The organism is Corynebacterium sp. HMSC056E09 (assembly GCF_001813425.1).
Lineage (GTDB): Bacteria > Actinomycetota > Actinomycetes > Mycobacteriales > Mycobacteriaceae > Corynebacterium > Corynebacterium hesseae.
This window is the reverse complement of the sequence record NZ_KV812513.1, coordinates 348,715-360,565: the sequence shown is the minus strand read 5'-3', so window position 1 is coordinate 360,565 and position 11,851 is coordinate 348,715. Positions and strand designations below refer to the sequence as shown.

Annotated in this window: 13 protein-coding genes; 3 read left to right on the top strand and 10 right to left on the bottom strand. The window is 62.1% G+C overall.

Annotated elements, in window-relative coordinates; translation table 11 throughout:
* Together HMPREF2912_RS12765 and HMPREF2912_RS11050 are read left to right on the top strand one after the other, a co-directional pair.
* Positions 1 to 245: integrase core domain-containing protein (locus HMPREF2912_RS12765; protein ID WP_148139419.1), on the top strand; the 245-nt coding region annotated here is incomplete at its 5' end.
* Positions 246 to 264: 19 nt separating this feature from the next.
* Positions 265 to 1,311 carry an ROK family transcriptional regulator gene (locus HMPREF2912_RS11050; RefSeq protein WP_070532436.1) on the top strand — a complete coding sequence of 349 codons (1,047 nt, stop codon included), beginning with the start codon at positions 265 to 267 and terminating at the stop codon, positions 1,309 to 1,311.
* Here the strand turns inward: HMPREF2912_RS11050 and HMPREF2912_RS11045 are convergent.
* From HMPREF2912_RS11045 to HMPREF2912_RS11020, 6 genes are all read right to left on the bottom strand, one after another.
* Positions 1,308 to 1,514 (bottom strand): HAD-IA family hydrolase, encoded by a 207-nt coding sequence (locus tag HMPREF2912_RS11045; protein WP_070524703.1) that lies wholly within the window; start codon positions 1,512 to 1,514, stop codon positions 1,308 to 1,310. The two genes, HMPREF2912_RS11050 and HMPREF2912_RS11045, sit on opposite strands and share 4 nt — an antisense overlap.
* A 442-nt stretch (positions 1,515 to 1,956) precedes the next feature.
* A complete protein-coding gene (locus HMPREF2912_RS11040; protein WP_083299238.1) occupies positions 1,957 to 2,325 on the bottom strand; it encodes a hypothetical protein in 369 nt (122 codons plus the stop codon).
* Between the two features lie 135 nt (positions 2,326 to 2,460).
* A complete protein-coding gene (locus HMPREF2912_RS11035; RefSeq protein ID WP_070524707.1) occupies positions 2,461 to 2,949 on the bottom strand; it encodes a ferritin in 489 nt (162 codons plus the stop codon).
* A gap of 228 nt (positions 2,950 to 3,177) precedes the next feature.
* Positions 3,178 to 3,960 (bottom strand): HtaA domain-containing protein, encoded by a 783-nt coding sequence (locus HMPREF2912_RS11030; protein WP_083299245.1) that lies wholly within the window; start codon positions 3,958 to 3,960, stop codon positions 3,178 to 3,180.
* A gap of 126 nt (positions 3,961 to 4,086) precedes the next feature.
* Complete coding sequence (locus tag HMPREF2912_RS11025) at positions 4,087 to 4,749, bottom strand: biliverdin-producing heme oxygenase (RefSeq protein ID WP_180963879.1); 663 nt, start codon at positions 4,747 to 4,749, stop codon at positions 4,087 to 4,089.
* Positions 4,750 to 4,927: 178 nt separating this feature from the next.
* Entirely contained in the window at positions 4,928 to 6,337 is a 1,410-nt protein-coding gene (locus HMPREF2912_RS11020) for a SulP family inorganic anion transporter (RefSeq protein WP_070524759.1), read from the bottom strand.
* Between the two features lie 348 nt (positions 6,338 to 6,685).
* On the opposite strand from HMPREF2912_RS11020, the gene HMPREF2912_RS11015 reads away from it, so the two are divergent.
* Positions 6,686 to 7,861, top strand: coding sequence for an esterase/lipase family protein (locus HMPREF2912_RS11015; RefSeq protein WP_070524711.1), 1,176 nt, complete (start codon positions 6,686 to 6,688; stop codon positions 7,859 to 7,861).
* Between the two features lie 15 nt (positions 7,862 to 7,876).
* On the opposite strand, the gene HMPREF2912_RS11010 is transcribed toward HMPREF2912_RS11015, so the two are convergent.
* The 4 genes from HMPREF2912_RS11010 to HMPREF2912_RS10995 are packed head-to-tail and all read right to left on the bottom strand — an operon-like array spanning position 7,877 to position 11,839.
* On the bottom strand, positions 7,877 to 8,935 hold the full coding sequence (locus tag HMPREF2912_RS11010; protein ID WP_070524713.1) for an HtaA domain-containing protein: 1,059 nt from the start codon (positions 8,933 to 8,935) through the stop codon (positions 7,877 to 7,879).
* 3 nt (positions 8,936 to 8,938) lie between these two features.
* A complete protein-coding gene (locus HMPREF2912_RS11005) occupies positions 8,939 to 9,745 on the bottom strand; it encodes a heme ABC transporter ATP-binding protein (protein ID WP_070524714.1) in 807 nt (268 codons plus the stop codon).
* On the bottom strand, positions 9,745 to 10,788 hold the full coding sequence (locus tag HMPREF2912_RS11000) for a FecCD family ABC transporter permease (protein WP_180963883.1): 1,044 nt from the start codon (positions 10,786 to 10,788) through the stop codon (positions 9,745 to 9,747). The genes HMPREF2912_RS11005 and HMPREF2912_RS11000 overlap by 1 nt, the downstream gene beginning before the upstream one ends.
* Positions 10,781 to 11,839, bottom strand: a complete 1,059-nt coding sequence (locus tag HMPREF2912_RS10995) for a heme/hemin ABC transporter substrate-binding protein (RefSeq protein ID WP_070532438.1) — start codon at positions 11,837 to 11,839, stop codon at positions 10,781 to 10,783. The genes HMPREF2912_RS11000 and HMPREF2912_RS10995 overlap by 8 nt, the downstream gene beginning before the upstream one ends.
* Between the last annotated feature and the right edge of the window lie 12 nt (positions 11,840 to 11,851).

Here is an 11,851-nt window from a genome sequence, read left to right as displayed (position 1 = left end):
TTCGCCAATCCATGGGAGCGGTGGGAACGAGTGCTGATAATGCCCTGGCAGAATCATTTAACGCCACCTTAAAGCGTGAAGTCCTGCGTGATCGGAAAGTCTTTGACAATCCCATCGTCTGCCGCCAAGAAGTCTTTCGATGGTGCATGCGCTACAACACGCGCAGACGGCATTCCTGGTGCAACCTTCTAGCCCCCGATGACTTCGAAGCACTCACATCAGCTACACTGACCCAAGCAGCATAGCTAACCCCCGACGTGTCCACTGTCCGGGGGTCAGGCCCGTCTCCACCTCGTACGCCTCAATCCCATCATCACGCGCAGCGAGCTCGTGGAGGCCACCGGACTGTCCCAGCCCACCATCACCCGCGCCACCGCCGCTCTCCTCAAGGCCGGCCTCATCCAAGAGCGCACGGACCTCACCCGCTCCCAAGGTCGCGGCCGCCCCACGGTTCCGCTCGAGGCCTCCGATAACGGCTGGCTCCTTTCCGGCATCGCGGTCGGCACCACCTCGACGTATATCGGCCTCTACGACACCCGCGGCCGCATTATCCGCGAAGACAACGTTCCCACCCCGGTCTCGAAGCTCAGCCCCGATGACTTCGTCGAGCACGTCATCGCTGGCGTCAACCGGCTCACCACCGGTGTCGACCGCACACTCGTTTCCGTCGGCGTGACCACCTCCGGCTCCGTCGACGAAGAAGGCAAGGTCCACGCGGCCAACCTCGGCTGGGACGGCATGGATATCGCAGGACGCCTCGACTTCCAGTTCGGCGTCCCCGTCACTGTCACCCCGGCCGTGCCCGCCATCCTCGCTTCGGAGACGCAGGCCGCTCCTCTCGGCGACGAAGCCCGCACGCTCGTCCTCTTCGCGGATGACTCGATTGGCGCCGCCCTGTCCGATGAGGACGGCGTTGCCTCCATCGAGCTCCCACAGTTCGACGGCGCCGACCCACGCGACACCCTCGTCAACGCCGCGCTTGCGCCCCGTCTCGCTGAGGCTGCCGATGCCCCCTCGGTCCTTGCCCAGCGCGCCTCCGACCTCGGCCGCCTTACGGCCCAGCTTATCGATGCCCACCGCCCCGACACCGTGGTCATCGCCGGCTCCGCCTTCTACGACGTGCCCACCGCGCCGAAGCTCTTTGCCTCGGCCGCACGCGGCGAGCTCGACCCCGATCTCGCGTCCGCGACGGAGCTGCGCATGATCCCCAACCACAAGGAGATCGTCCGCTCCATCGCCCGCGCCGTCGCGCTCGACCCGCTCCTGCGCACGCCGCTTGAGCTGAACACCGCGAAGGTGCGCGCCGCCTAGGCCAGCCCGCACTCCGCACGCAGTTCGGCAAGGTTGCCGTCGTAGAGATACCCGCGCAGCCCTGCCGCCCGTGCTGCGTCGACGTTGCCCTGGGTGTCATCAATAAAGAGTGTGTCTTTCGCACTCGCACCCAACGCGTCCATCGCCACGTCGAAGGCCCGCTTGTCGGGCTTGACCACGCCAATCTCGCCACTGAGCACCACGGCGGTGAATTCCTTGAGTCACGAGTCGTTGCGCTCGCGCACCATACGACCGAGTCCCACCGGAATATTGGACAGCACGCCCACCGCATTGCCCGCGCCAAGCAACTCCTGGGCGACCCCACGACGTCGAGGTCCGGCGCCGTACACGGCTCGAAGTCCTGAGCGACGGCCTCAGAGATATCGAAGTCCGGAAGGCCTAGGCGCACCTGCATCTGGCGCCACCAGCGTTCGTCGCTCACCACGCCCGCGTCATAGGCCGGGCGCAATTCGTTATACGCCGTCCAAAAAGCGGCCGGATCCTCGGCACCGACGAGACGTAGCAGCGCCTCCTTCGGCTCCGGTGGGCGATGACGGAGCAAGACTCCGTAGAAATCGAAAAGATACGTCGACATACATCCAGACTACGGAAAGCCGCGCAGACTCGTCCCAAAACGACAGAGTTCTAGAAACGGAACAAGCGTCCGGGCAGCCCCGTGGGCACGAGCAGCACCGCCACGGCACCCAGCGCCGCGCCTCCTGCATACAGCGGCACAATGGCGTCCGGAATGATGCCGAGCGGCGTGAAGATCACCAAGCCCACGGCGGCAAGCACGAGCGCGCCGCCGACTGACGCAATGGACTTCTGCGGCAGGCTCACCGCGATGAGCGCAGCAAAAAGAAAGAGACCCGCCCCCGCGAAGGGCCCCAGCATGAGTGCCGCACCAAGCAGAAAAGTGCCGAGCGCAACGTGCGTACTGCTCAACGCCATGCCGACGCCCAAGGCGACGGCGAGCGCGAGGAGCACGACCACGGTCCAGGTTTTCTGCTTCATAGACATATAAAACGCAGTCTCCCACCAACCATGGGGTTGGTGGGAGATATTAGGACAATCTTGATGGGTTTGTTACCGCATGGTCACTGTCCCTTGACCTTTGTGTATTAGCTAGGCCTTGATGGCCACGCGTGACTACTTTGCGCGGGAGCCCAGAGTGGCGTCGATGCGCAGGAGGCCGGAGCCATCGTTGCCCACGAGCTTGATCTGGTCAATAATCTCGGTGACGGTGTCCTCTTCCTCAATCTGCTCGTCGAGGAACCAGTTCACGATCTGGCGGGACTCAAGGTCCTTCACCTCATCAGCGGTACGAGCGATCTCGCGGATCTGCTCGGAGACCTTCTGCTCGTGTGCGTAGGCAGCCTCGAAAGCGTCGAGCGGGGTCGCGGCCTTCACAGACGGAACCGGGACATCGGTGAGCTCCACGCGGTAACCGCGTGCGAGGAGGTGGTTGGCAAACTTCTGAGCGTGCTCGCGCTCTTCCGCAGCCTGAGCGTAGAACCAGTCACGCATGCCCGGGAAGGAAAGATCATCCATCTCGTAGGCCAGCTGGGTGTAGATGAGGGCGGCGCCGTGCTCGTTAATAACCTGTGCGTTCAGCAGGCTCTGCAGCTTCTCGTTCATTGAATATCCTTGCCTTTCGGTACCTGTTCAATAGGTAAATTTCTGTCTTTTCCGACGGCTATCCAACGGGTTTCCGGCGGTATAGTCTCCCATAATACAGATATTCAAAAATGCCGCTAGCTAGGTTAGGGTTCCCAAACATGCAGGCCAAAGACAATTTTGGTCACGGTAACCTAAGTTACCACAACCTGATCAACGCCCGAATCCACACAAACGGAAGCAATCGAACTAGAGTCGGATGCCCGCCCGCTTGAGCGCATCAAGCACCAAAGGCATCCCTGCCACCGCGGTACCCACGAGCGCCACAACGCCCGCAATCACCCCCACGAGGATGCCGATACCCTCGCTCGACGGTTCCTCCGAGCTCAGCGTTCCCAACTGCGCGGAAGCCCGGGCAAGTCCCGTCGACTTATGCCCCTCGACTACCCCGGCATCCTTGCCATCAGCGAAGTCCAGCACGAGATCAACGTCGCCGCCCTCAAGTATCTGACCTTCCTTATAGCGCAGTAGCGAGCCCTCCAGGCCTGCACCCGCGGTGGCCTGGCGATCCTGCGCGCTCACATCGGTCCCAACCGCGATGGGGGCATCGAGGGTGAACGTGACCAGCACGTCATCATCGCCATCCCTGTCGACCTGCGCGCCCTTATCGCCCGGATCCCCGGACAAAACGTAGTCTCCAACGAGCTCGACCTTCGTGCCTTGCACCTGCAGCTTGAGATCTGAGTAGGTGAGATCGAGGCCGGCCGAGCCGCCCGCGCCCAGGCCTTTGTAGGCCACGATATGCGCCGAACCGTCAAGGACGATGGTGCCGTTGCCGTCCGCATCTAACGTCGTCTCAGCGACGTTGACCGGAAAGAGCAGCTGATTGTCCTTATACGTCGCCCCATCCGTGGTCGTCCAACGGCCAGCTGCCATTGGGCCAGCAAGATGCTCCATAAATGAGGTCTTGATGGGCCAGGCGAATGTACCCGCCGTCAGGTCCTGCGTTGCAGCAGTAGCCGGAACAGCCATTGCAGAGACGATAAGAGCAGATGCGAGAGAAGCAGAAGAGATTTTCTTCACGCGACAGACCTCCAGGTCACTTTAGAAATACAGATAAAACAAGAAGGGGGAAGAGAGGAAATAGTGAACCCGGCGCTACGCTGCGCCCGGATACAGCTTCGCTAGCTCGGCGAAGACTGCCGAGTTACACGCGAAGGCGGCCTGTGCCTCGGCGATGAGAGCGGCACGCTGGGCATCAGAAAGCGCGAGCTCGTCGAGCGCCTTGCGGTACGCGCTGCGGTAGGGCGGAATCTTGCCAATCGCCGCGAAGTTATAGAAATTGAGCGCATCCGGGTCGATACCGTAGAGAGCCCCCAGGCGCGCGGCAATAACCTGCCCACCCGAGATATCGCCAAGGTAGCGCACGTAGTGGTGAGCAACGACCCGGGGCTCCGATCCCGGCGTATCGAGCGATTCCAGGCGCGCGACGTAGCGTGCGGTGGCGGGAAGGATACGCACCTCGTCGCGCCACTGCGGGCCGTACATTTCCGCGAGGTCGAGTTCCAGCGCATCGCGGCGTTCCAACCGGGGGTCGGCCACCGCTCCGGCGATGCGAGTATCCGCTACCGTGCGGACCGCGCGCTCAAGCGCCTCATAGATAAACCACAACTGCCCAGTAAAGGTGGCGAGTGCCTCTGCGCTGAGCTCACCCGCCATCAAGCGGGTCATAAAATCTGAGCCCTCTGCGCTGGCGTGCGCTCGCGCGGTTTCCTCACGCAGCATCTGCGAAAGCGGCGTCGTGGTCATGGCAACGGTCATGGCCAAATTCCTCCTGATTAAGTAACGCTTGCCTAACCTTAATGTGGATAGTCTAAACAAGGCAAGCCTTACATATCAAGACCTATGCCATACTTCATGCCCACAGTGACGCATATTCGACCGAAAGTATGACTAATCGTCGCACCCCCATGCTCAGCGCACATCTCTCCCCCAGGTTTTAGTCCCCCAAATTGCCCGAGAGCCGGTCGAGGCGCTGCTGACTGACCGGATCAAGACCCCGAATATCCACGGTCACGCCGCGCTGCGCGTATTTCTCACGCACCGCATCCAGCGTCGCCACAGTCGAGGCATCCCATACCTGCGCAGCCGACATGTCGATATCGACCTCAGAGACTCCCAGCGTGTAGTCAAAGGAATAGACAAGGTCGTTGGACGAAGCAAAGAAAAGCTGGCCGGTGACGCGGTACGCGGCGCGGGTGGCATCGGAAGCAACGAGCTCGACCTGGGTGAGGTGCGCGACGCGACGCGCGAACGCAATCATGGCCGTGAGCACGCCGGCGATGACGCCGACCGCCAGGTTGTGAGTAACCAATGTCCCCACAACCGTCACGAGCATGACCAGCGTTTCCGACAGCGGCATGCGGTGGATGGTGCGCACCGAGTGCCAATCCACCGTGTCCGCGGCGACGAGGATCATGACGGCGACAAGCGCAGTCATGGGAATCGCACCCACGGTATCGCCCAACACAAGGATGAGAATGAGGAGGAAGATGCCAGCGAGCAGGCTCGACAGGCGCGTGCGAGCACCAGAAGCTTTGACGCCAATCATCGTCTGGCCAATCATCGCACACACGCCCATGCCGCCGATGCTCGCCGCAAGGACGTTGCCAATACCCTGACCGAGGGACTCGCGCGTTTTATCCGAGTGGCTGTCCGTAATGTCGTCGACAAGTTTGGCTGTGAGCAGCGACTCCATGAGGCCGACGAGGGCCACGCCTACCGCGTACGGGCCGATGAGCGTGAGCGTGTCGAGCGTGAGCGGCACGTCAGGGAAAACGAAGCCCGGCAGGCTCGTGGGTAGCTCGCCTTGGTCCGCGACGTCCGGAATGTCCCAGCGGAAGACGACGACGAGCACTGTGATGACGAGGATCGTGATGAGCGGGGCGGGGACGACCTCCGTGAGCCTCGGCCACAGAAGCATGATGACCACACCGAGCGCCACGAGGGGATAGACGATCCACGGGACGTGCATGAGGTGCGGCAGCTGCGCGGTAAACATCATGATGCCCAACGCGTTGACGAAGCCAGTCATAACGGAGCGCGGGATAAAACGCATGAGCTTGGCGACCCCGAGGAAAGCGAGAACGATCTGCAGGACTCCCGCCAGCAGCACCGCCGCGAGGACGTACTGCAGACCGTGGGAGGCAGACAAGGGAGCAATGACCAACGCGACCGAGCCGGCCGCGGCGGAGATCATGGCAGGACGACCACCAGTAAAGGAGATGGAGATTGCCATGATGACGGACGCGAAGAGTCCAACGCGTGGATCCAGCCCCGCCAGGATCGAAAAGCTTAAGACCTCGGGGATAAGCGCGAGGGCGACGGCGAGGCCGCCGAAGACTTCCATGCGCAGGCGCGCGGGGGAAGAAAAGACGTAGCGAAAGCTCGCGAGCACGCCGGTAGGCGCAGGAATTTGGGCTCGTCCCCCAACTACCACTTCCAGAGATAAACGAAGGCCCGTCAGCTGCGCGCTGACGGGCCTTCTCCCCATGACTAATCTTTCGGCACTTACCGTAAGAAGGAAGTGGAGCGCGACCTTCCTAGTAAGCAACCGCCCGTGATTAGGCAAGGCTTAGTTTATAAACCTTTAGTTGGATGGTCAAGGGGGAACGAGAACTTTCTCCCGCGATCCCGCGAAATATCACCGTTACCACTAATAATTCCGAAAAATTAATGTATCGCGGCACGAAATAGGATGAGAGTTATGGCAACAGATTCGTTCAAAGAACCGCTCAAAGAACTCGAAACCCTCATCTCCGAGGGACTCGGGCGGTTCTGGCGTTCAGACCCGACTCCCCCTTCCGTCAGCTACGACGCCACCGAAGGCCTGCCGGAGACACCGGCGGCGGAACAAGTTTCAGACTCTCCGCGCCACGGCATTACCACCCCTGCGCCCGCTAACGCCTTGCGCGAGGAAGTGGCCGACGAAATCGCCGAGCTATTGCGTGCCGAGCGCCGCAGCTTCTTCGACCTCGACTTTCGCCATCCACGCGGGTCCGCAGGCGACGACCACGAGGCAGAGACCGCGGCACGCCTGGCATCGCTACCGCTCGGCGCACGCCTGAAGCCACGCGGCGTTTTCGAAGACGACTGGGCAGCGCGCCCGGATGAAGACCACCCATGGCCCATCATTCTCATCCACGGGACGACGGATACGAAAGGCGTATGGCAGCTGCTCGGCTCCGAGCTGCGCGAGGACGGCTGGACCGTGTTCGCACCGGACTATGGCGCCCGCGCCACCGGCCCCATCGCCGCCTCCGCCGATCAGGTCGGCGCGTATATCGACGCGGTCCAAGCCGTCACCGGCGCGGAACAGGTCGTGCTCATCGGACACTCTCAAGTCGGTATCGTCGCCCGCTACTGGATGCATAACCACGATGCGGTGGACCGCGTGCGCCACATCATCTGCCTGTCGGCGCCCAACCACGGCACCACCCAAGGTGGAATCGTCAGCTCGTTGATTTCCAGCCGCCGCCAAGAACACGTCATGCGCTCCATCATCGACGCTTACTTCGGCCCAGCCGGCATGGAACAAATCGTGGGCAGCGCGACGCTGGAGGAGCTCAACCGCAACGGTGACCTGGCCCCCGGTGTGAGCTACACGTGCGTGGCCACTAAGCAAGACTCCATCGTCGTGCCGCCGGAAACCTGTTTCTTGGATCCCGGCGACACTCCCGACGGAACGGTGCGCAATGTCTATGTGCAAGACGTCGACAAACGCGCCGTCGTCTCACACATGGATATGCCCATGGACAAGCGCGTGCGCGCCATCGTGCGCACGGTGCTCAAACAGCTCTCCCCCACCCTGGACAATCCTCACGACGCCCAAAGCCACGCCCTTGCCAACGCGGGTCACGCCGACTCGGAATAGACCCGTGCAGGTTCGCTAACGCAGGCGCGCCAGCAGGGGATTAAGAACGCCGGACTGCACGATGGCGCCGCCGATGACCGCAAACATGCCGCCCAGAGCGGTCAGCGCCAACACGATATTCCACACGTTGGAAAAAGAAGAGCCTTCTTCGCCCTTGTTATCCGTGCCGCCTTGGTTCTGATCCCGCCCCTTTTCCGGCTTCTTCTCTGGGTCCTTCTCAGGAGTCTTTCCTTGGTCTCCTGCCTGGTCCTTGCCCTGCTCGTCGCGGCCCGGCTCGTCCTGCTCCCCTGGGGTGGTCTCGGTGCCCTCATCGGCAGGACCCACACACTCGGACGCGGTCTTCAAGGTCACCTGTGCATCATCAAGTTCCGGCTTGTAGCTCTCGTTGTACATGCCCATGAAGATCACGTCGATACCCTCGATGTGCTGGATCTTCGACTCGCGATCGTAGTAGGTACCCGCCTTCGGCTTGTACGTCACGTCGGTCGCATTCAGCGTGAGCATATCGCCGTCCTTCGACCATGCGGCATTGCCCTCAGCGAAGGTATCCGTGCCCGACTTCTTGTTTTCTTCCGTGCGGTCCTCCGGGGTGTATTCCGTCATGCCCTTGCCCGGCACGTAGTAGCCCTCGTAGGACGTGCCCGCCTTTGCCTGCCCTGCCTCCGTGAGGACATAAGGCGAGAGCATCTTGGTGTACAGCGCACCGTGGTGGCCCTCAAACTCCAGCGTCGAATCCTTGGTTCGAATATCGGCTTTCGTGACGGTGCCGTCTTCGCCCAGGCTCACCGAGGACGCAGAAGGATCCACCTCGAAGTGGAACTGAAAGTCTGCTCCGCCTTTGTTACCCTCGTCCTGCGTTACCGCGCCGGACGTGGTCCACCCACCCCTCGCGATGGGGCCGGTGATGTAGTTGCGGAAAGATTCCTTGATGCCCCAATTCACAGTTCCGGAGACAATGCGGGTCTCCAGGGTCTGGCCAGGGGCGCAGGTGGGGGCATCGGCAGCAAAGGCTGCCGGAACGGTCAGCGCCGAGGCGGTCAGCGCCAGCGCGAGAGAAGAAGAGACAATACGCATGAGTTAAGACTCCTTAAGTAGATCGACAAAAGACTGCTCGGGATCGGCGACCTGACATCGCGCGGGATGGACTGAGATGTGGCCGTCTGCCTTGCTCACCTGGATGGGCCAGCGATAGACCTGCGACAAAATCTCGTCGGTGTAGACCTCGCGCACCGGGCCGGCGGCGGCAACTGCCCCGTCTGCTAGGCACACGATGTGATCGCAATAGGCCGCAGCGGCGCCCAAATCGTGGAGTACCACCAGCACCGCCACTCCAGCCTGCGCCGCGATCGAGCGCACCAATCCCAAGACTTGTTCTTGGTGGCGGATGTCCAGCGCCGCAGTCGGCTCATCGAGAAGAATCACCGGGGTCTGCTGCGCCAGTACACGGGCCAACGCCACACGCGCACGCTCCCCGCCAGAGAGCGTGGCAATATCGCGGCCGGCCAAGTGCGTCGCATCCACCGCCGCAAGCGCTGCGTCGATGATCGCGTCGTCCTCGGCCTGCCTGGCGGTGCCCTCCCAAGGGCGCCGGCCCATGGCCACTACATCACGCACGAGAAACTGGAAGGACACAGTAACGTCCTGCAGCATCACCGCACGCGCACGGGCCAACGCCCCTGGGGAGGACACCGCCGGATCCTGCCCCACGAGGGAAACGGAACCGGTGTAATCAATATCGCCGGCGATGGCCGCCAGCAGCGTGGACTTGCCCGCACCATTCGGGCCGATGAGGCCGGTGACCTCCCCTGGGCGGGCGACAAAGGAGACATCGGAAAGCAGGTTCCGCTCGCCGATCGAAACGGAAAGATTCGCAACGTTAATCATCAATGCATTCCCTTCTTCATCATCCGGCGCAACAGCACGAAGAAGGTGGGGCCACCCACGAGCGCGGTAAAGATACCGATGGGAAGGTCGGCGAAAGGAATGAGCGTGCGCGCAGCGACGTCGGCAAAGCCAATGAGTACGGCGCCCGCCACCGCAGAGGCCGGCAGCAAGACCCTGTTTTCTGGGCCGATGATCGTACGCAGCAGGTGCGGCACGATAAGGCCGACGAACCCAATAAGTCCGGCGAAAGCAACTGCGCCGGCGGTAAGGATCGCCGAGGCAGCGATGGCGATAATGCGCAGTCGCTTGACGTCGACGCCAGTGTGTTCCGCGGCGCGCTCGCCCAGCGCGAGCACATCTAGCTGGCGGCCAAGACGCAGCGCAATGGCCATCCCGAGGAGGGCGATGGGGAGGCCCACCCACACGTGTTTCCACTGGGAACCGTTGAGCGAACCCATTTGCCAAAAGATGATTTGCTCGCGGTTCGCGGTAGGCGCCAGGTACATCATGAAGGAGATGATGGCGTTGCACACCGCGTTGATAGCAATGCCGGTCAGGATCAGATTGACCACCGCCACACGCCCTCGTGAGCGCGCCAACTGGTAGATCAGCGCGGTAACCAGCAGCGCCGTAGCAAACGCCGCGAGCGGCACCGTGAAGGTACCCAGGACGGAGATATTAAAGACGATTACCACGGCCGCGCCTACACCGGCACCGGAGGTCACGCCCACGATGGAGGGCTCAGCCAGCGGGTTGGCGAACACGGCCTGCATGAGCGTGCCCGCCACTCCCAAGCACGCGCCGACCAAGAAACCGAGCAGAATGCGCGGCAGGCGGATCTGCCACACGACGTTGGCCGTCAAGCCACCGCCAGGGCCCGCGGCCATAATCTGCACCAAGTCACCCAGCGCGACGTAGTACTGCCCCAGCGCAAGCGACAGGATGAAGGCGACACCAAGCAGCACCCCAAGCGATACGAATACACCAACCCGCAGGCGGGAGCGCCGAGCGAAAACCTCCGTGGGGGCCGCCGGTTTAAGCATTGTCTGGGTCATAGATTGCCTGCGCAAGTTTGAGAAGGGTCTGTCCGGTCAAGGGCCCGAAGGCGAGCGATTGCCCGTCTGGGATGGTCACGATCCGCTGCTTTTGGCCCGCGGTGGTTTGTGCAATGCCGGGGCGCTCGAGGAGGCCTTCGACGCCGCCGGTCGACTCCAGGCCGCCCGTCATCATGATGATGACCTCAGGGTTAATCTTTGCCAAAGATTCGGCGTTGGCAGGTTCGGCGTAAGAGAGGTGGTATTCGGTGCCGAGGTCTACGCCGCCCACACCCTCAATGAGGTCCTTGGCACCCGTGCCTTCTCCCATGATGAAGAAGATGCCGCCGTTGCCGCGCGCGTAGAGGAACGCCATGCGCATTGGCTCCTCCGGCACGATGTCTGCGATGGCCGCCTTATCTTTTTCGATTTCTTCGACGGAGCGGTTGGCCAGCGTTTCGCCTTCGTCTGGCAGACCCACGACCGCGGCCAGGTTTGTGATGTCCTCGGCCACCGAGTCAATGGTGCGTTTCGGCTCCATGACCACGGTGGTCACCCCTGCGGCGCGAATCTGGTCGATGGCGTCGCGTGGGCCGATCGAATGATCGACGATGACCAGCGTGGGCCGGAGTTCGAGCACGGCTTCCACGTTGATGTTGTGTCCGCCCTGGGTCACGACGGGGCGATCGGCGATAGCGTTTTCCGTCGACGACACCGTGCGACCCACGATATTGTCCGTAAGCCCTAGGCCCTCGAGGGTTTTCGTATACGTACCGTAGAGATCCAATGCCACGATTCGGGACACATCCGTAACGGAGACGTCGTAGCCGTCAGCATCCGTGAGCTCTACCGGCAGCGCGGGAGTAGGCGACTCCGCCACCGCGACGACATCCTCGAAGTCCGTCACATTCGACACACCCGTAAACGAGCGCGGGTCTTTGGCCGACTGCGCGTCTGGGAGGGCGTCGCGCAGCTGCGCGTCTTGGGATTCATAGGCGCCTTGGACGCCGCACCCTGTGAGGGCGAAGACACACGCCAACGCCACCAAAAGTCGTTTCATGCGAAACGTATC